We start from the raw sequence: 19,545 nt of genomic DNA, 5'->3' as shown, positions 1-19,545 counted from the left end.
CAGCGCCCGCGCTGCTCAGCCGTGGCGGCCTCGCGGCCTTGGCCGATCGCCCGCTGCCCTGGCTGCGGCCGTGTGACCGGGGCGCGCACCAGAGGAGCACGCCCGCACACACCGCACCGAGCGCTGCGCGCACCGTCCCGCGGGCCCTTCAGCGGACGAGCGCCTCGACGATCTCGCGGATCTCGAACGGCTTGCGCACCCAGGACACGCCGGAGTTCGCGGGGAGAGGATCGGCGCCGGCGCTGCCGGACATGACCACGAGCCGCACGTCCGGGTTGGCCCTGCGCACGGCGGAGACGGTGCCGAGGACGTCCTGCTGGATCGGCGAGATGTCGAGCAGCGCAGCCTGGAACGGCCCGGAGGCGAGGGCCCCCGGGAGCTCGAGCGCGCTCTGCACGCTGACGATGCTCGCGCCACGCGCGGTGAGCGCCGTGTCGAGCAGATCCACCACCGCGTCGTCGTCCTCGACCACCAGGATCCTGACGCCATCCAGGACCGTCCCCGGCTGCGACGGCGACGCCATGCTCCGCGGCACGGGCGGCCCTTCCTCGGCGCCTGCTTCGCGGGGCGGGGCGTCGGCAGGGGGAGTGTCCTCGACGGGCCAGCGCAGCTCGAAGCGAGCGCCTTCATCCGAAGGCACGAGCGCGAGCCCGCCGCCGGCAGCGCTCGCCAGCGCTGCGGAGTGGCGGAGACCGATGCCCGCTCCGCCAGGCCGCGTCGAGACGCCCGAGCTCAGCAGCGTCGCGCGGCGCGACGGCGGGACGCCTGGCCCCTGGTCCGCGACGCCGATGACGACCGCGGCGCCCTCGAGCCTGGCATCGACACGGACGGACGAGCCGCGGGGCGACAGCGCCACCGCGTTGAGCAGCAGGTTCGTCAAGATCTGCACGACCGCAGCGCCGTTGCTCACGCCGGTCCGCGCGATCGCGGGCTCGATCACCGCGCGGAGCGCGATCGCGGAGCGCCGCGCCTCGGGCTCGAGCCCCGTCACGGCGTCGTCGATGACGTCGGCGATCAGGCGCGCCGGCTCCCCCAGCGGCCTCGACGCGACCTCGCCGTCGCCCGCCGGACGCCCCTCGCCCTCGGCGCCGATGGCTCGCCGGATCAGGCGGCGAGCGTCGCGCGCGCGGGAGGCAGCGACGCCGAGCGCACGGCCCAGCTCGGGGCCTTGCTCGCCCTGCGCGCGCTCGATGCAACCCACGATGACGGTGAGCGCGTTGGAGACCTCGTGCAGCGCGATCGCGAGCTCCTGCGCAGACGGAAGCGAGGTCCCGGTCGCGCGCTCCTCGTCGGCGCGCTGGCCCAGGTCGCCGCGTAGAGGAGGCGCGAGGGTCAGGCCATCCTCGGTTGAAGGCTCCGATGTCCCACCGCGCGTCGGCTGCGCCACGGGCGTTAGCCTATCTCGCTCCGCGCTGAGCTGGTACCGCCCTTTTTCGCTCCGACTTCACCGGGACATCGATGGGGGGAGCGGCAGCACATAGGAGCCATCGGCCGCCGACCGGGTCTCGCCGATCTGGATGCCCCTCGCGGCCGTATCCCGCGCGGTCGTGCTCTGGACGGGCAGCCAGGCGACGACCGCGGCGTCGCCGAGACGGGCGCCCGACGCGTCGCGGACGACGCCCTGGAGCACGGCCGGGTACGACATGGCGAGCTCGAGGTCGGTGACCGCGGCATCCATCGCGGAGACCGCAAGGCGCGGCCGGACGAGCCAGGGGTAGGCGGAGCCGGGCATCGGGCGGACCGAGAAGTCGAACTCCCCTGGGTCGACGTCGATCGAGAACGCGCCGTCACGGAGGACCCCGGACGTCTGCCGGGGCAGCAGCGGCTCGGGCGTCAGCACCTGGCCGATGTACGCCGTGACCTGGCCACGGGAAGGGACCGCGAACACGCTGGCGCCATCCATCAGCTCGCCCATGGGCCCCTGGACGCGGCCGGTCAGCGTCCCGGCCTCGGGGATGATGACCGACTGACCGCAGTAGCAGTCGTCGCTGGCGGCGAACTTGAGCGTCTGCTTGGCGGCCGCCTTGGTGGTGTCGTTGATCGGCTGCGCGAAGAGGACGTATTCGCCTGGCGGGAGGTCGGCACGGAAGAGGCCGTTCGCGTCCGTCTCGGTGTCCAGCTTGTAGGCGGCGGTGGGCGCCCTGTCGATGACCGCGCTCTGGATGCGGACGGCGGAGAGCACCGGGTTGCCCGCCGCATCGAGCGTCTGACCTTCCACGCGGCGCGCCGCCGCGTCGAGCTGGAGGAGCGACAGGTTCAGGTTCCCCGTGGAGCCCTGGAGCGCGAGCGCAGCGAGGTCCCAGTAGACCGTGGGCCTCGGCTCCCCGTCCTTCGGACGCAGCCGGATGAGCGGGCTCCTGTCCTTGTCGGCGTCGGCCCAGTAGAACTTCACGCTGAACTTGACCTGCGTCGCGGTCGCCTGCGGGTCGGGCTCGGCGTGTTCGAGGAGGCCTACCTGGGAGAGGACGCTGCCGGTCACCGGGTCGACGAGATCGAGCTTCCACCCGTCGACGCGCACGCCCTCGGGCACCTGCAAGCTGCCCTGGAGCACGGCGGGCGCCTCGGCGTTGATGCCGAGCGTCCACTGCTCGGGGACCACCTGGTTCGGCAGGAAGATCGGCGGGGGGATGTCGTCGCGGCAATCGGAGCGCGCCTGCGGCGTCAGCGAGATGTGGTAGTCGCCTGCGGGGATCTCGAGCTGGAACCTCTGGCCGTCGTCGCCGTTCGGCTCCGAGAGCGTCGAGTAGGTCTGGGTGGGCAGGCCCAGGATGGGCGCGATGCGCCGGAACTCGACCTTCAAAGGGAACTTCCCGCCGGTCGCGGGGAGCTGCCCGCCGGCGAGGCCCTCGCAGTAGGAGCCGCCGAGGCGCACCGTGGCCTCCACGCGCGCGGGCATGGGGATCGTGAGATCGACGGAATGCACCTGCCCGCCAGGGTCGTGAGGAGGGAAGCCGCTCGCTGCATCGATGGCGAGGAGATGGGAGACCTCCGCGCCCAGCTCGGGCGTGGCGCGCGGCCGGATCTCGAGGATGAGCCCGTCGAGGTTCGCGCTGGTCGAGACGCACGCGCGTTGCCCGCTGACATCGGCGCAGGTCGCCCCCGGGCCGCACTCGACCGACCTGTCGCAGGCGTTCACGGGGGCGGAGTCCGCCATCTCGAGGGGAATGCCGCAGGCCACCGAGGTCGGTAGGCAAGCGAGCAGCGCGGCGCACACGACGGATCGCGAGCTCACCGTGCCCTCCTCGCCGAGGACGCGGCGCGCGCAGCGCGGAGCAGGAGCCGCCCCAGGCGCGATGCGGCGGGACAGCACCGCGGGTCCGCAGAGACGCTGGCGACCGATGGCCGCCGAGCTGATGAGAGTGACGCGCGGAGCCCGAACGGGTCCGCACCCGAGCAGGCGCAGGGGAAAATCACACCCGCGCGAGAAGGCGATGTTCGTGCCAACCGACAGACGGCGTTCCGGGCAGCGTGGGGCGTGCATCCGCTCGACAGGGCGCCGCGCAACCAGCGGCGGCGCTGTGACAGCGCTGTCGCGTCGAGACGGATGCGCCGATGCGGCCACCCCGCACTCATCGCACCCGGGCGAAGTACGGACATGCACACGGGGAAGCTCGGTTGGGATGGGATACGACCGGGCTCCGGTCGGCTCTGCGGGGGCGCGAGGTCTGCAAGGAACATGACGCCACCGACGTCCGCGCGGTGGGTGCCGCGACGCCTACGTACCTGCACGGAAGCGCGAGCTTCCCGTGTCGACCCGCCGGAGTGAAGGCACCGTACCTGGCTGCCATCGCGCTTCGGCGTACTCCATCCGCGTCGCGAGGCGAACGAGATCGGCGATCTCGGGGACCGACGCGCAGGCCGCGGCGAGCCCTTCGGGGTCGGAGAGCGGGACCGCCAGCTCCAGGCCGCGCTCCTTGATGGTCGCGCGCACGGCCGTGGCGACGTTGCCCGCGGCGAAGAGGCCAGCGCGGCGCATCGCGGTGCGGGTCGTCTTGACGGCCCCCTCGTAGGTGATCTTGTCGGCGCTGTCGCAGATCTCGCGGAGTCGACGCTCGGCGCGCGGGGGGATGAGCTGCCAGAGGTTCTGCTCGAGCCGCACCACCGCCGGGTTGCCGCGGGCGCTGTGCGCGGTGGCCTCCAGAGGACCGAACGCGGCGACGATGGCAGAGAGCAGCGTGCGGAGCTCATCCTCCGAGCTGGTGTTCACCAGGACATGGTCGGGCATGGCGCCAGCGAGCTGAGCGCCGAGCAGGTAACGCAGCTCGGGGGTGTCCTCGCGGACCTCGCCCCGCAGCAGCACGGCCGGCGGGTTGACCCGGATGACCTGCCCCTCCGGCGACGACGGAGCAGGCAAGGGAGCGCGCTGGTGGAAGAGCGCGGTGCGCAAGAGGCCGAGGTGAGCGGCCATGACGCCGTAGATCTCCCCGAGGAGGGTGGGCGATGTCGGCTGGATCCGCTCGGAGGGGACGAGCCCGGACTGGCCTGCGTCGCGGCGATAGAGGCCCGTCTCCCAGACGATCGCGAGCGCTTCGTTGACCGGCGACTCCAGATCGCGGAAGAGCAGCGCGCTCACGAGCTCCGGCGCGTCGCGCTGCGCGGCGAGGGGCGGCGGCGTGACGACGCCCTCGCCGGGCCGATCGGACGGCTCGTCACCGTCGAAGGCGCGCAGCACGTGCTCGATGGCGCGGGCGTAGGTCATGTTCTTGTCGGCGATCGCGGCCGCCTGGAGGCGCTCCAGGGTGCTCCGGTCGCCGAGGCGCAGGTGGGCCTGCATCCGTCGGACCGCCAGCGCCTCCCGAGAGCGATCGTCGCGCGGAGCGAAGCTCTTGATGAGCCGCTCGCCAGCGTCGAACGAGCCCGCGGCGAGCTCGCGGAAGAGCGCGGCTTCCTCGAAGCTCTCGGCGGCGGACGGCGACCACGCGGCCACGAGCCGCGTCGCGGAGGAGGGCGGCTGGATCGACGCCGGGGCGGAGACCGGGGGCCCGGCCTGCTGCGCGCCGACGCTGGAGCGGCCCGACGCGGCGCCGCCGCGCGCGGCGTTGCTCTCCGCGGGACCTGGCGCAGCGCTCGGTGACGGCGCCGGCGAGGCCGCGGTGCTCGCCGTCCCATCGAGCAGATCGTCGTCCGAAAGCTCGGCAGAGGTGGATTGAGACGGGTCGTCGGCGATCAACCCCTCGTCGAGCGGGTCGTTGAGCTCGACGAGATCGATGTGCGGGTTGCTCGAGGCCGGCGCGCCGCTCGACGGCGCGCGGCTGCTCGCAGGCCCGACGCCGCTCGACGGCGCCCGGCTGCTCGCAGGCCCAGCGCCGCTCGACGGCGCCCGGCTGCTCGCGGGCCCGACGCCGCTCGACGGCGCCCGGCTGCTCGCGGGCCCGACGCCGCTCGACGGCGCCCGGCTGCTCGCAGGCCCAGCGCCGCTCGACTGCGCCCGGCTGCTCGCAGGCCCGACGCCGCTCGCGGCCGACGCAACGCTGGGCGGCGCCTCTGGTGCCGCCTGGGCCGGCTCCGCGGCGCCTGCGCGGAGCGTCGCTGCCTGGGGCACTTCCTCGGGAGGCAGGGTCGCCCGCTCGCTGGCCAGCTCGGCGTTCAGCTCGGCGATCTTCAGCCCCAGCGAGCGATCCGTGCCCGCGAGCACCGTGGCCTGCGAGAGGATCTTCGCCGCGCGATCCGGGTCGCTCGACGCGTGCAGACGCGCGAGCTGCATCAGCGCGCGCGCGCGATCGATCCCCGAGCTCTGCGCGGCAAGCTCCTCGAGCGCCTTCCGGGCGGCCTCGGGCTCGCCCCGCGCAGCCGTGAGCTCCAGCTGGCGGCGCAGCGCGAGCGTGCGCGTCTCCGGCTCCGCCGCGGCCTCCTCGAGCAGGCGCGCGGCCGCCTCGAGATCGCCGGCGTTCTGAGCGTTCTCGGCGGCGGCGAGCGCGACCCGACCGCGCGCGCGCATGCCCTGGAGATCGCCGCCGAGCGCGCGATCGAACAGCGGGAGGGCGGCAGAGAAGTTCCGCTTCAGGGCCAGGCGCTCCGCCATGCCGAGCGCCACCAGCGTGCTCGGGCCGACCTCGGCGTGGCGCCGGGTCAGCTCCCGCATGCCGGCGCCGTGGCCCTGGATGACGTCGAGCGTCTCGGCGAGCAGGAACGCGTGCAGGTCGACGTGCGCCGGGCGCAGGCGCGGCGCGATGCGGCCGAGCTCCTCCACCGCGGCCTGCGCGTCGCGCGGCGTCCCGGTCCCGCGCAGGCGATACTCGATGCGGCGCGCCTCGAGGACGGCGTCGGGCGACTCCGGGGCGAGCTTCACGGCGCGGCGAGCGCGCTCGAGCGCCGTCGCGTCGTCCCCGAGCGTCGAGGTGGCGCGCGCCGCCTCGACCAGCAGCTGCGCGCGCCGCTCCGGGGCGTCGCGCGACGCGCTGGCGAGCTGATCGAGCGCCGCGGCGAGCGCGTGGCCGTCCCCCTCCCGGCGGGCGATCTCGACGCGGAGCTCGATCACGGCCTCGCGCGGCGCGATGCGAGCGACGCTCTCCAGCGTGTCCTTCGCCGACTCGACATCCCCGCCGCCGAGGTAGCTGCTGCACGCGCGGAGGCTGTACTCGGCCCGCTCGTCGGTGGTCGTCGCGAGATCGCCCAGCCTGCACCAGAGCGGGGCGGCGCGGAGCGGCGTCCCGAGCCGCTCGTGGATGTCCGCGAGGAACCTCAGCGCGCTCACGTCGTCGGGCGACGCCGCGAGCAGGGCCTCCAGCTCGGCGCACGCCTCGTCGAGCAGGCCGAGGCGCTGCTCGAGCAGGGCGGCCCGCCGGAGCCGCAGCGCGCGCCGCGTGTCCGGCAGCGGAGCCACCTCGATGCGCCGCGCGAGGAGGGCTGCGACCGCGGCGTGATCGCCGCGGTCGCTCGCGTCCTGCTCGACGATCTCGACGGCGTGCATGTCGGTGAGATCCAGCCGGGCGATCGCCTCGTAGAGCGCCACCGCGGCGCCGCGATCGCCGAGCTCCTGGGCCAGCGGCGCGAGCTCGCGGAGCACGAGCAGCCGCTCCTCGTCGCCGGTCAGGATGCCCTGGAGGCGCGTGAGCACGTCGAAGAGCCGCTGGCGATCGTCGGTGCTCCGCGCGAGCTGGATGAGCTCGTCGATGTGCGCCTCGTCGAACGGCGTCTTCTGCGCGGCTTCGAGGAGGAGCTCCACCGCGCCATGGAGATCGCCGCCGTCGGCGAGGATGCCGGCGAGCTCGCGCGTCAACCCGAGGCGGACGTCATCCGGCAGGTCGATGCGCGCGAGCTCGGACTGGACGAGCGCCTCGAGATCGGCGCCGCGACGTTCGGCCGCGTACAGCCGGCGCAGCCGGGTGACAACCTCGGTGCGCACCTCGCCCAGGAGCTGGCCGCCGGCGAGCGCCCGCTCCAGGGCGACCGTGGCCTCGGCGCGCTGGCCCTCGCGCTCGTGCTTGTCGGCGAGGTGCAGCAGCGCCTCGAGGCGCCGCGCGACCGGCAACGCATCGTCCAGCGAGCGCTTCAGCGCCTCGTCCCCGCTGGCCTCGACGGCCGCCTCCGCCTCGTACGCGAGCGCGTCGTCCTCCGGCGCGCGCCGGGCCGCCTCCACGAGCAGCGCCGCCGCGACCGGCGGCACGTTCAAGGCGCCCGCGAGCTTGCTCGCCCACCTGAGCAGGCTGGGACCGACGCTCGAGTGCGGCCTCATCGCTGCGGCGTACACCGCCGCGACCAGGTGCGACGCCGGCTCGGTCTGCTGCGCGAGCTCGCCGACGATGTCGAGGAGCGTCTGGAACTCGTCGACGTCGCCGTCGGCGAGCATCGCGCGCTCGATCGCGGCGAGCGCGAGCGCGGGCGAGTCGAGGACGGCGACGGCGATGCGCGCCATGGCGAGCCCCGCGCGGGCTCCCTCGGGGCCGTCGAGCTTCGCGATGCTCGCCTTGACCGCGCGGTCGAAGCGGATGGTCTCGACCTCCGGCTGCCCCGTGCACGCGACGAGATCGCGGATGGCCGCGCCGACGTCCTCGACGAGCGCCGGATCCGGGCGCACGACCATCGCGCGGAGCAGGATGTCGAGGCGCAGCCGGAGGCCCTCCTCCGTGCGGCCGGTGAGGGCCGCGGCGCGCTTCAACCACGCATTGCGCGACGCCGGATCGGCCGTCGCCGCCACCCGCTCGAGCGCGCGCACGGCGTCCGACGGCTCGCCGACGTGCTCGGCGAGCCGAGCGAGCAGCACGTACGAGGTGCCCTCGGTGGGGACCGCCTCGAAGCTGGCCACGGCGTGCGCGAGGGCGAGCTCGAACGCGCCGCGCCGCTCCAGCTGCCGCGCCGCGCGGTAATGGGCGGCGCGGCGTCCATAGCAGCCGAGGGCCGCGTCGGCGAGCAGCCGGTAGGTCTTGTCGAGGACGACGATGCCGCCGTCGGCGTCCGCCGATTTCTCGACCAGCGCGACGGCGTCGGCGCGGAGGGGATCGAGCTCGATCGCGCTCGCCGCCGTGGAGAGCGCGCGCTCGGGCAGGCCGTGCTCGTGCGCGAGGTTGGCGGCCTCGATCAGCAGGTTGGCGCGCCTGCGTCGCTCGGGCCCGACGTCGCCCGACCACCCGTCCCCGTCCGCGGCGGGCTGCGCTCCCCTTTCGCCCCGGGCCTCCGCGGCGCGCGCCACGAGCGCGTCGATCGCCGCCTCGACGCCCGCGAACTCGCACATGTCCCGCGCGTAACGCTCGGTCCCGCCGCTCGGCGCGAGCTCGCTCGCGCGGAAGAACGCCTCCTCGGCGCCCCGGTGATCCTCCGCCAGGTCCCAGCGCAGGCTGCCGAGCTCACGCCACGCTGCCGCGGCCTCTCCCGCCGTGTCGGCGCCCCGCGCGGTGAACGCCCGGGCCTTCGCCTCGACCAGCGCGATGGCGCCGTCGGAGCTGAGCCCCTTCGCGTCGAGCAGCGACGACTCGAGGCGCTGGACCCGCGTGAGGACCTCGTGAGGATCCGCCTGCACGGCCGCTGCGCGCGCGAGCTCCTGCGCCGCTCCGTCCGGATCGCCGCCGTCGAGCCGGCAATCGGCGAGCATGAACATCAGCTCGGGGGCGTGCGACGCCGTCATCTCGACGGCCAGCCACCGCTCGAGCACGGTCACGGCGAGGTGAGGGTCGCCCGCCCGGCGCGCGAGCTCCAGCAGCCGCTCGCGCAAGAGCGGGTTCTGCGGTCCGAAGACGTCGAGCGAGCGCCTCGCGAGCGCCGTGCCGCGCTCGGGATCGAGGTCGTAGAGGGCGTGCAGCGCGCTCGCCAGCGCGGCCGCCATCTCGCCGAGCGGCTTGGGCTGCGCCAGGATCCACGCGAGCGCGTCCGAGAGCCGCGCCGCGTCGCCGGCGGCCGCGGCGCGGCGGATGAGCTCCGCGGTCGCCTGGGGGCACCCTGGCCGCAGCGCGAGCCAGCGCTGGGTCCACGCGAGCGCGAGCGGCAGCTCGCCCAGCGCCTCCAGCGCCCTCGCGAGGCCGTCGCATAGCGCGCCGCGCGGGAACACCGTGGTGATGGAGCGCTCGATCGCGGCCGCCACCGCCCGGTCGACCTCGAACGGAGGCGCCTCGCCGGCCCCCGCGGCGGCGGCGAGATCTGCCGTGAGGATGGAGGCGAGCGTGGCCACGGCGCGCCCGGACGACGGATCGGCCTCGCAGGCGAGCAGCGCGACCTCGCGCGAGAGCGCCCGCTGCGTCCGCTGGTAGAGCGCCGCCGCGCTCGAGAGCAGCACCGCGCGCAGCGCCGGCCAGACCGGCGCGGCGAGCTGCACGAGCGCGTCGGCGCGCTCCCGCAGGCGCCCGGTCCGCGTGGCCAGCACGAGCGCAGCGCTCGCCGCGCCGCGGTGCCCCGGGGCCTCGCCGAGCAGCGGCAACACCTCGTCGAGGGCGCGGGCGTCCTGGCCTTGCCGCCGCGCGATCGCCGACAGGAGGAGCCTGGCACGCACCAGCTCGACCCGCGTCAGCAAGGACGCGCGGATCGCCTCGGACCTCGCGGAGCGCGCGCCCTCGGCCTCGGAGGGCGCCCGCATCGCCTCGGCCAGCCGCGCGCGGAGCAGGGCGTCGAGCGCGGCGCCGCCCCCGGTCCGCCGGCTCAGCCGATCGAGCGCCAGCAGGCAGCCGCGGTCGGCCGGCAGCGCCCGCGAGAGCCCCACGAGCGCCTCCTCGTAGGCCGCGCGCTCCTTCGGGCGGCCGCGGTAGATCACGACGAGCCGGCGGAGCGCGTCGATCCGCCCCTCGGCGGTGTCCGCGCCGCGGAGCGCGCGCTGCGCCGCCGAGAGCGCCTCGTCCTGCCCCTTGAGCCGATCGGCGATCCGCTGGAGCCCTGCCTCGGCGTGCTTCGGGTCGCCGCCGACGTCTCTCAGCGTCTCGAGCGCCCAGCGCGCGAGGCCGGGGTCGCCGATCTTCTCTTCCGCGAGTCGCGCGAGCTCCGAGAGCGCGTCGATCCGCCCCGCCGCGTCCTCCGTCGCCCTCGCGTCCGAGCCCTCGCCGATGCGGATGAGCGCCTCGACGAGGGGCGCCATGTCGTGCAGGGTCGCCGCGTGGTCGCGCAGCGCGGAGCGCGCGGCGGTGCTGCCGGAGTCGCTCGCCGCGGCCTCGATCCAGGCCTCCACGGCGCGATCGGGGCTCGCGAGCGGGCCAGCGTGGAGCCGCGCGAGCGCCACGTACGCCTCGGACCTCGACGCCCCGACCCGCTGCTCCGCCCTGAGCTCGATCCGCGCGGCCACGAGCTCGTAGAGCCCCGCCTGCTCGAGCACCTCGTCGATCGCGCGGGCGGCGTCGCCGTCGATCGCCCCGTCGAGGCCCGCGTCGAGCACGCACCCGACCGCGCGCGCCCAGTCGCCCTCGTTCGTCGCGCCCTGGAGCCGGTGGCCGTGCACCTCCATCGCGCGTCGCAGGGCGGCGGGGCCAGAGGCCTCGCCGCGAGCCGCCCGCGCCGCGAGCGCGTCGGCGTGCGTCCGGAGCACCTCGTCGGCCGCGCCCTGCCGGCTGCGCAAGAACAGCGCGGCCGCCATGGCTTTGGCCGCCATGTCATCGTGAGGCGCGATCTCGAAGGCGCGCAGGCGATCCTCGAACGCCGCCTCCCGCTCCCGCGCGGCTTCGCGCCGCTTGGCCGCCTCCAGATACGCCTTCGCCGCGGCCGCGGGGAACACCTCGTCCGACGCCCAGGCCGCGATCGTGCCGAGCAGCTCGCTCGCCATCGCGTCGTCCGGGGCGAGCTCGCTCGCCTCTTCGAGCGCGTCGACAGCGCCCGCGACGTCGCTGGCGCGCGCGAGGAGCACGGCGATCTTCACCAGCATCCGCGCCGTCGCGCCGGGCGGCTGCGCGTCGTCGCGGAGGCCGCGCAGCGCCGCCGCGGCGAGGGCTGGCTCGCCCAGCCCGGCCAGCCAGCCGGCGAGCTCGCTCCTCATCGCCGGATCGTCGCCCAGCGAGAGCGCCCGGCGGGCGAGCACCGCCGCCTGGTCCAGCTCGACGCCGCGCGCGGCGAGGGTCCTCGCGAGGGCGAGGGCTGCCTCGCGCTCCCCTTGCACGTCGCCGGCCGCGCGGCGCTCGTCCACCCGCGCGCGCCAGTAGGCCTCTTCAGCCCGCGGGCCGCGGTGGCGCGACACCGGCGCGATCGCGCGGGCCCCTGCGAGGACCAGCTGCCCCGCAGAGGCGGGCCCGGCAGGCTCCATCAGCTCCGGCGAATGCAGCGACCTCCTCGCGCCCGACGCTGATGCTGCCCGATCCGGAGGTGAAGAGCTCATTTCGGCGACCCGCTTCGGGTGTGCTGAACCCGCTCAGCCTACCAGAACGACCGAGGTACAAGGCCAATCTTCAGGTGCAATCTCGCGCTTTACCGGAGCGTCACCGCGAACGGCAACACCGTGAGCGCCCTCTCTCCGGCCAGGAGAGGCGCCATGGAGGCGGCGAATGTCCCCACCTCCGGCGCGACGCCGAGCCACTCCGGCAGGAGGACGGAAGCCATCGCCTCCCGCGCGCGCTCCCTGAGCGCTGCGCGGTCGGGAGCCCGCGCGCTGCCCTCGCTGGCTTCGTCGCCGGTCGCCAGGAGCTCCAGCAGCCCGCCCTCGTCCTGCTCGATCTCGACCGGCGCATCCGCCGGCAGCTCCGCCAGCTCGCGCGCGAGCGCGATCGCTCGCTCCAGGCCGCCGAGCTCATCGACGAGCGAGCGCCCTGCGGCCTCGACCCCGCCGAAGATGCGCCCCTCCGCCGACGGCGAGATCGTCTCCAGCGGGAGGTTCCGTCCGGCCGTGATGCGCTTCAGGAACAGATCGTAAACCGCCTCCATGGAGGCGAGCACGCGGGCGCGTGTGGGCTCGTCCCAGGGTGTGAGCGCCGACATGTACGCGGCGCGCGCTGCCCGCTGAGGATCCGGGTTGGCCGCGACCGTCTCTGCGTTGATCCCGATGTCCGCAAGCGCCTTCCCGACGGCGAACTTGCCGCCCACGACGCCTATCGAGCCGATGATGCTCGTCCGCTCGGCGACGATCTTGGTGCCAGCGCAGGCGAGGTAGTAGCCGCCGCTCGCGGCCATCCCGCCGATCGAGACGACCAGCGGCTTCTTCTGCCGCAGCCGCATCAGCTTCTGCCAGAGCAGATCCGAGGCCAGCGCCGATCCGCCGGGCGAGTCGATCCGGAGCACGACCGCCTTCGCGCTCGGATCCTCGGTGAGGCGCGTGATCGTTTGCCCGAGCTCGCGCTCGCCGATCCCGTCCGACGAGCCGATGGGCATCCCCTTGGCGCTCATGGTGATGCCGCCGATCGCCGGGACGACCGTCACGTGCGGCGTCCCCAGCGAGCTCGCCCCGGAGACCGAGCGGAACACGTCCACGAGGCTCCGGGAGAGGCTCGCATCGCGCGGGGCGCCGCCGAACCGCGGCACGGAGCGCTCGGTGCCGGCGAGCTTCTTCGCGTCCTCGGTCGCGGACTCGAAATCGCCGATCTCGTCCACGAGCGCCCTCGCCTTCGCCTCCTCAGGAGCGAACGGGCCGTCCTCGAGGGCCTCCCGGAGCTCCTCCTTGCCGCGCCCCTCCACGATGGCCGAGAGCCACGCCTCACGGACCCCGCCGAGCGCGGACTCGAGCGATCGGCGCGCCTCGGGGCTCGCCCCTTCCCGCGTGAACGGCTCGCTCGCGCCCTTGAACTTCCCCACCTGGAGGAAGTCGACGTCCACGTTGAGCTTGTCGAGGAGCCCCTTCGCGAACACCAGCTGCGCCGCGATCCCCACCGTGTCGACCTGCCCCGCAGGGCTGAGCCAGAGCTTGCTGCACGCGATGGACGCCAGCAGCATGGTCGCGTTGTTGTACTCGTCCGCGTGGCACACGACCGGTCGCCCCGACGCGCGGACATCGCCGAGGATCCGGCCGATCTCGTGGGCCCGCGCGAACGCGAGGCGCGCGCTCCCGAGCCGCACGAGGAACCCCTTCGCGCTCGGGGACCCGGAGAGCGCTCGCAACGACTGCACGAGCTGCACGTGGGTCCTGCCGCTCGGCGGGCCGAACAGCGACGCTGACGCGCTCTCGGGGAGCCCGCGCGAGAGATCGATCTCGATGACCGCCGGCTCGTCGAGGCCCGCCGCGGGCGGCGCCGGCAGCGCCGCTCGCTCTCTCCCGCTGCACCCTGCCATCGACGCCGCCACGGCGAGGGCGCCGACGCCGGTCCATCGCACCCCTCGAGCTCGGCGCTTACTCATGCTTCATTCCAGGCAGATCCGAGGTGTCGACCGGCGGCGTCGTCGCCCCGGGCGTGGCGGTCGGCGGCGGATGCACGCCGGGGAGATCGCTCGTATCGATGGCGCCGCCCGGGGCGACGTAGTCGTCGGGCACGCGGCCGTCGTCCGGCTCCGGCTCCGGCTCGCGCCGAGCGCGCCCCGGCGGGCTCGCGGGAGGAGCGCTCGCCGCGGTCGATGGGCTCGGCGGAGGAGAGCCCGCGCGCGGGCTCTCCACGCGCGCGCTCGACGCCGGCTCGGCGACGCTGCCTGGCTCCCCCTGCGCCTTCTCGAGCCGGTCGATGAAGGCCCGGAGCGGGCGCGCGAGCAGGTGCGGCCGGCTCGTCGCCAGCAGGCGCTCGTTCTCGGCGCGCGCGGCCGCGAGATCGCCGGACCTCGCGAGCGCATAGACGAGCAGCGCCCGCGCTCGCCCGGGGCTCTGCTCGATGCTCGCCGCCGTCCGGAGCCGCTCGACGACGGCGGCCCAGCTCGGATGAGCCTCCGCGAGATCGAGCGCGGCCAGCGTCAGCGCGCTCTCCGGCTGCGCGCTCTCGGCCGAGATCGCGCCGACGAGCTTCCGTGCGGAGGCGAGATCGCCCTGCATGCGGAGCAGATCGATCGCCGCGCGGGTCACCTCGGCGTTCGCCGGCGCGACGCGCCGCGCGTGCTCGACCTCCTTGCGGGCGCGCTCGATCGCGATGTCGAGATCGTGCCGCACCGTGTCCAGATCCGCGTCCCCTGCGGCGAGCAGCTGCAGCCGCAGCCACCGCACGTCCGCGTTCACCGTCTCGACCCGGGCCAGCGCCGCCGCGACGCGCGGGTCGTCCTCGGCGAGCGCGCTCGCCTTGACGAGCTTGTCCCTCGCCGTCTCCGGATCCCCCTCGGCCAGGCTCCGCTCACCCTCGGCGAGCAGCGCCGAGACGCGATCGTCGCTCGGCGCAGGCCGGGTCTGGACGGCCGGCTTGAGGTACTTCGGCCCGAGGGTCGCCGCGCTCACCACCATGAGGCCGACGACGATGAGGCCGACGACCCACCGCGCGATCCCCGTCCTCCTCGAGGGCAGCGACGTGATCCCGGCATCGCCGTCCCCCTCGTCGACGTAGGAGGGACGCCCCTCGGGCTCCACGGCTGCGGTCGGCGACCCCGACGTCGCTGCCCTCCGCGCCGCGTGGTCCTCGCTCGCCGCGCGCGGCGACCCGCGCCGCGCCACGGGGGCTTCTTCTCCCGGGCTGTCGGCGGACGCGACGGCGCGCTCGAGGCGTGCCGGGGAAACGCTGTTCGGGATCCGCAGCGGCACGGCCCCGGCGGCGCGCACCTGCCCTTCGCCGCCGGCGTCCGCGGGCCCGGGCCTGACGCTGCCGTGGCGCACCTCGGCGACCCCCGCGCCGCGGAGGGTCCGCGGCTCCTGCCGGCGCGCAGGGTGCCCGTCCGGCAGCGGCGGCGCCTCTTCCGGCGGCACCACGACCCCGGGCAGCGCGCTCGGCTTCGTCATCACCCGCGCGGGGGCGCTGGCCTCGGAATCGTAGGCCGCGGTCTGCGCCCCGCGGCGCGGCGACGGGCGCTCCTTGCCCGACTGGACCTCCCGCACGTCCCGAACGATCGTCTCTGCGTCGTGGATGGACTCGGGGGCGGCGTCCGCGTCGCTCTCCGCCCGCGGGAGCGGGATCGCGACCGAGCCCTCGGTCTGCGCCGGCGCCGGACCGCCGAGCCCTGGAGGCGTCAGCGACCTCGAGCGGCCAGGGAACGGCGAGGGCCCGCCGATGCCCAGCGCGGTCCCGGCCATCACGATGCCGCCCGGCCCCTTGAAGAACGGCTCCAGCTCCGCGATCGACCCGAGCCGCCGCGGCCTCGCGTTGCCGCGCGAGATCACATCGTCGCGGGTGATCTGGCCCTGGGTGATCGCCGCCTGGAGCTCCCGGAGCATCTTGAACTCGAGCTCCCGGCCGCCGAGCGTGCGCACCACCCACGTCTCGGGGAGCCCGCCGTCGGTGCGGCGGACCTTGAACTGGAAGCCGCAGTTCGTGCACTTGACCGTCGTGCCGCGCTCCGACACGAGCGCGTCGTCGAACTCGTACTCGGTGCTGCAACGCTCGCAGGTGACATCCATCTGCTCGACCGGTCCCCGTGTCCTCGCGAACGGCTGGCCCCCCAGGCGCGAGCCTGCCGGGGTTCCTCGTTCGGAGGTAGCCGCCCGGAACTCGGCGGAACGGTAGCACGGGTTCCCCTGTGCGCCCCAAAGGGTCGCGCTGCGCCGCGCCATCCTCCGCTTTCCCCCGCGGTTCAGGGTTCACGGTCGTCTGCGGACCCCCTGTCCCCCCGACGCAGCGGCCGCCGCGGCGTGCCCCTCCGCGAGGCGTGGCACCTCCGGGCCGGGCCGCGCCCGCCTCGCCTCGCCTCGCCTCGCCTCGCCGCGCGCGGAGGCCACATGCCGACGTGAACGCGGCTTCACGGCGAGCGCGCGATCGGCCGAAATACGCGCCGAAATACGCCGCGACTCGCCAGGCTTGTGTGGGGCATGTCGCTTGCTACGCTCGTCCGGTCGCGACCGTCACGCGCGAGGGCGCGGCTCCTCGACGCCGGGCGGCCGAATGCTTTCGGGAGACGGTGAATGAAGCGACTTACTCTGCTGGGTCTCGCGAGCGTGCTGGCGCCCCTCCTCGCGGGTTGCCCCATCTACGACGACAACGCGGACAGCCACTTCTGTGATGCAGAGGACTGCGGGCCCAGCATCCCGAGCGGCTGTAACGAGCCAGCCGACTGCGGGATCAACGAGACCTGTGGCGAGGACAACGAATGCCACATCGGCGACTGCACGACCTGGGGGTGTAGCCGGGGCTTCGAGTGCGTCATCGCCGACGACCACACCGCCGCCTGCGTCGCGAGCGGCACCTCCGGGGAGGGGGGCAGCGGCGGGGCCCCGGGCGACGTCGTGTACTGCGGCAACCCGGACGACTGCGCCGATGGCGAGACCTGCGCGCCGGATGGCACGTGTCAGCCCGGCAGCTGCGATCAGGTCCTTCCGAGCGGCGAGCCGCTCGGGTGCATCCACGGCTATGTCTGCGAGGGCGACGACGCCGATGCGACCTGCGTGCCGGCGACCCCGGCCGCGTGCGGCGCCGACGCCGACTGCGCCCGCCTCGGCCCTGACTACCTCTGCGTCAGCGGCATCTGCACCGCGCCCCAGGACCAGTGCTTCGATCAGACGCAGTGTCCGGTCAACGACAAGTGCGTCGAGGGCAAATGCACGCCGGCCTGCAGCGAGGATGCGGACTGCCCCAGCAGCTACCGTTGCGACGCGACGCTCGGCATCTGCTCCCACCCTGCGCAGCCCTGCGTCATCACGGACGACTGCGGCGGCCCCTCTGCCGTCTGCGTCGACGGCGCCTGTGTTCCGAGGAGCGACGGAGCCAGCTGCCCCGAGGGCGACGTCTGGGTCGAGAACGGCTGCATCCCGAATCAGTCGAGCAACTTCGTGTGCGGCGAGGATGGAGCGCAGGACGTCTGCGCGGCGGGATCGATCTGTCTGCACCACAGCTGCTACATCTCGTGCGACCAGCCGAACCCGAACGCCTGCGACAACCAGTCGCCCTCGCTGAGCGAGTGCAGGACCGTGGCGACGTTCTCCGGCGAGCACCAGGTCTGCGGGTCGAGCGACAACCTCGGCGGCGACTGCGATCCCGAGACGCCCTGCAGCGAAGGCAAGATCTGCATCGACGGCTTCTGCCGGTAACGCTGCGGCGCTCCTCCGCCGCGATCGCACCTCGGGCAGGGCAGCCCCCCTGCCCTGCCCCCTCCGTGCGCAATATGCCCTTGGCATGCGCGCTGCCTCACGTCCCGCCGGTCACTGTTCCAGCCACGTGAATCCACGCTGAGGGCTACACGTTACGCGCCCCCACGCGATGCGAACCGACGGAGCCACAATGAAGGCAGACGATCTCGTCAATTACATGGCCGATATGTTCCCCTACAGGAGAAGGAGCTCACTCGACTGGATCGTTCCGGTGTCGGTCGGGCTCGGCCTCGGCGTCGCCCTCGGCGTCGGGGTCGGCGTCCTGGTCGCGCCGACGTCGGGTGACGAGGCTCGCCGCCGGCTGCGCGACAGCACGAGCCGGCTGCGCGAGCGCGCGGAGAGGGCCAAGGATCGCGCCCTGGGCGCTGCGCAGCGGACCCAGCACGAGATCCAGGAGAAGGTCCAGGAGAGCGCCGGCTCGTACTCCAACGAGCTCGGCGCCCGCTGAGCGAGCTCCAGGGGGCGCGAAGGCGCCGCACCGCCACGCGCGGAGCGGCGCCTTCCATCATTTCCCGGGATGTGCCCCAGCAGCCGAGCGACATCTGCGCAGCCGGAGCGGCACAAGCGATGCTTTTCCGAGAGCAGATGGATTGAACGAGACACCTCGCGAACCGCGGCACAGGGGCACTCGTCGAATGATGTATTACCGGACGCTCACTGCATTCTTCCCAGGTCGCACGGAAGCCGCGGGCGCACTTGGCCGCCTCCTCGCCCTGGGCGTCGCGGCCGAAGACATCAGCATGGTGCCAAGGCAGCACTCCCGTCTGGACGAGATCGAGCTCACGATCCACAGCAAGGCGTCCGAAGGAGCCGCCCTGGGCGCTGTGATTGGAGGGCTCGTCGGGGGTACGCTCGCCGCGATCACGGCTGGAGGCGCGCTGATCATTCCGCGGCTCGACGCGTTCCTGGCGGGGCCCATCGTCGCGTGCCTCGCAGGCGCGGGCGCCGCTGGCGCGGCCGGCACCCTGCTCGGCGCCGTCCTCGGTGCGCGCCTGCCCGAGTACGAGGCGCGCCGGCTCGACGACGGCAGCGGCGCCGGCGGCGGCGCGTTGCTCTCCGTGCGGTGCTTGCCCGATGTTTCCCGCTGCGTCGAAGAGGTGCTGAGCGAGAGCGGCGGTCGCCGCATCCGCAAGACCTACAGCCGCAGGACCTGAAGGACGCGCGCCCGGCGTGGCGTGGCCGGCGACCTCGCGAACTCGCAACAGGCGAGCCGCGCCCCATGGAGAGCGCGTGCGCCACGTGCGAACGCGGCCGGGACGCGCCCGTGATGGAACCGCCAAGCCGCCGAGGACGCCAAGAGAACCTCAAAAATCTTGGCGTGTTTGGCGTCCTTGGCGGTTCAAACGACCCACCTTCAGCCAGAGTCCAGCGCTGCAGGTGGCTGCTGGATCAGGGCGACGAGCCGAGATGGCTCTGGGATCGCGTCTGCTCATCGAAGACGAGCTCGACCGCCTGAGCCAAGGCGCTCTTGGCGTAGCTGCGCGTCGCGAGCGACCCGAGCCTGCTGAGCATGCGCGGCGTCAGGCCCCCGCCGAGCAGGAACCCCAGCCCAGCCGCCGCCGCGAGCGCCACGTGCGGGTTGTCGCGCGCGAACGCCGAGACCGCCCGCGTGACCTCCGCCGCGTCGAGTCGGCTGAGCGCGTCGTTCACCACCTCCCGAGCGTCGCGCTCCCGTTCGGCCTCGACATCGCGTGCTGTCATGATGACCTCCTCAACTCAGCCGTGTAACGACCCGTCCGATCAGGTAGCCCACGGCCGCCACCGCGAGGAGCGTGGCCACAGGGCGCTCTTGCACGAGCGAGACGAGCCGCTCGTCCGCGCGGCGGACCTCGCCGAAGAGGCGAGGGACGGCGGCGGGAACGTTCGCGCGCCGCTCCCGGCGTCCGGACTCTTGTTCGATGTCTGCATCGTTGGCGATCATCGTGAACCGGTCTCCAGCAATGCCCGAACCACCGCGCAACGTGCATCGGCTGCACGATCCGGAGACCGACCCAGCGGCGCGGGGCAGCGGGGCGAGGAGAGCCAGGAGAGAAGCGCGCTCGACGAGCGCGGGGCGGAGCGCCTTCCGGGACGTT

Annotated in this window: 10 protein-coding genes; 3 read left to right on the top strand and 7 right to left on the bottom strand. The window is 74.2% G+C overall.

Annotated elements, in window-relative coordinates:
• Nucleotides 1–148: 148 nt before the first annotated feature.
• From POL72_RS17035 to POL72_RS17015, 5 genes are all read right to left on the bottom strand, one after another.
• The gene (locus POL72_RS17035; protein WP_272096430.1) at nt 149–1,387 is read right to left on the bottom strand and encodes an ATP-binding protein; all 1,239 of its coding nucleotides are present in this window, start codon (nt 1,385–1,387) and stop codon (nt 149–151) included.
• Nucleotides 1,388–1,444: 57 nt separating this feature from the next.
• Nucleotides 1,445–3,232 (bottom strand): carboxypeptidase regulatory-like domain-containing protein, encoded by a 1,788-nt coding sequence (locus POL72_RS17030; protein ID WP_272096428.1) that lies wholly within the window; start codon nt 3,230–3,232, stop codon nt 1,445–1,447.
• A gap of 483 nt (nt 3,233–3,715) precedes the next feature.
• Nucleotides 3,716–11,647 (bottom strand): hypothetical protein, encoded by a 7,932-nt coding sequence (locus tag POL72_RS17025; protein WP_272096427.1) that lies wholly within the window; start codon nt 11,645–11,647, stop codon nt 3,716–3,718.
• Between the two features lie 161 nt (nt 11,648–11,808).
• On the bottom strand, nt 11,809–13,665 hold the full coding sequence (locus POL72_RS17020; protein WP_272096426.1) for a S49 family peptidase: 1,857 nt from the start codon (nt 13,663–13,665) through the stop codon (nt 11,809–11,811).
• Nucleotides 13,658–15,787 (bottom strand): zinc-ribbon domain-containing protein, encoded by a 2,130-nt coding sequence (locus tag POL72_RS17015; protein WP_272096425.1) that lies wholly within the window; start codon nt 15,785–15,787, stop codon nt 13,658–13,660. Before POL72_RS17015 ends, POL72_RS17020 begins: the two co-directional genes overlap by 8 nt.
• Before the next feature lie 501 nt (nt 15,788–16,288).
• Here POL72_RS17015 and POL72_RS17010 point away from each other — a divergent pair.
• The 3 genes from POL72_RS17010 (at nt 16,289) to POL72_RS17000 (ending at nt 18,624) form a co-directional block, all read left to right on the top strand.
• On the top strand, nt 16,289–17,410 hold the full coding sequence (locus tag POL72_RS17010) for a hypothetical protein (protein WP_272096424.1): 1,122 nt from the start codon (nt 16,289–16,291) through the stop codon (nt 17,408–17,410).
• A 190-nt stretch (nt 17,411–17,600) separates the two neighbouring features.
• Nucleotides 17,601–17,918 carry a YtxH domain-containing protein gene (locus tag POL72_RS17005; protein ID WP_272096423.1) on the top strand — a complete coding sequence of 106 codons (318 nt, stop codon included), beginning with the start codon at nt 17,601–17,603 and terminating at the stop codon, nt 17,916–17,918.
• A gap of 292 nt (nt 17,919–18,210) precedes the next feature.
• Nucleotides 18,211–18,624 (top strand): hypothetical protein, encoded by a 414-nt coding sequence (locus tag POL72_RS17000; RefSeq protein WP_272096422.1) that lies wholly within the window; start codon nt 18,211–18,213, stop codon nt 18,622–18,624.
• A gap of 235 nt (nt 18,625–18,859) precedes the next feature.
• On the opposite strand, the gene POL72_RS16995 is transcribed toward POL72_RS17000, so the two are convergent.
• On the bottom strand, nt 18,860–19,171 hold the full coding sequence (locus tag POL72_RS16995) for a hypothetical protein (protein WP_272096421.1): 312 nt from the start codon (nt 19,169–19,171) through the stop codon (nt 18,860–18,862).
• A 10-nt stretch (nt 19,172–19,181) separates the two neighbouring features.
• A complete protein-coding gene (locus tag POL72_RS16990; RefSeq protein WP_012241308.1) occupies nt 19,182–19,391 on the bottom strand; it encodes a hypothetical protein in 210 nt (69 codons plus the stop codon).
• Between the last annotated feature and the right edge of the window lie 154 nt (nt 19,392–19,545).

The sequence above is a fragment of the Sorangium aterium genome (assembly GCF_028368935.1).
In the GTDB taxonomy this organism is placed as follows: Bacteria; Myxococcota_A; Polyangia; order Polyangiales; family Polyangiaceae; genus Sorangium; species Sorangium atrum.
This window is presented reverse-complemented; position numbering and strand designations above follow the sequence as displayed.

What these genes read in the sequence shown, in the direction of transcription:
- POL72_RS17005 (WP_272096423.1), top strand. Translation starts at nt 17,601, where the DNA reads ATGAAGGCAGACGATCTCGTCAATTACATGGCCGATATGTTCCCCTAC.
- POL72_RS17000 (WP_272096422.1), top strand. Translation starts at nt 18,211, where the DNA reads ATGGTGCCAAGGCAGCACTCCCGTCTGGACGAGATCGAGCTCACGATC.
- POL72_RS16995 (WP_272096421.1), bottom strand. Translation starts at nt 19,171, where the DNA reads ATGACAGCACGCGATGTCGAGGCCGAACGGGAGCGCGACGCTCGGGAG.
- POL72_RS17015 (WP_272096425.1), bottom strand. Translation starts at nt 15,787, where the DNA reads ATGGATGTCACCTGCGAGCGTTGCAGCACCGAGTACGAGTTCGACGAC.
- POL72_RS16990 (WP_012241308.1), bottom strand. Translation starts at nt 19,391, where the DNA reads ATGATCGCCAACGATGCAGACATCGAACAAGAGTCCGGACGCCGGGAG.
- POL72_RS17025 (WP_272096427.1), bottom strand. Translation starts at nt 11,647, where the DNA reads ATGGAGCCTGCCGGGCCCGCCTCTGCGGGGCAGCTGGTCCTCGCAGGG.
- POL72_RS17020 (WP_272096426.1), bottom strand. Translation starts at nt 13,665, where the DNA reads ATGAGTAAGCGCCGAGCTCGAGGGGTGCGATGGACCGGCGTCGGCGCC.
- POL72_RS17010 (WP_272096424.1), top strand. Translation starts at nt 16,289, where the DNA reads ATGAAGCGACTTACTCTGCTGGGTCTCGCGAGCGTGCTGGCGCCCCTC.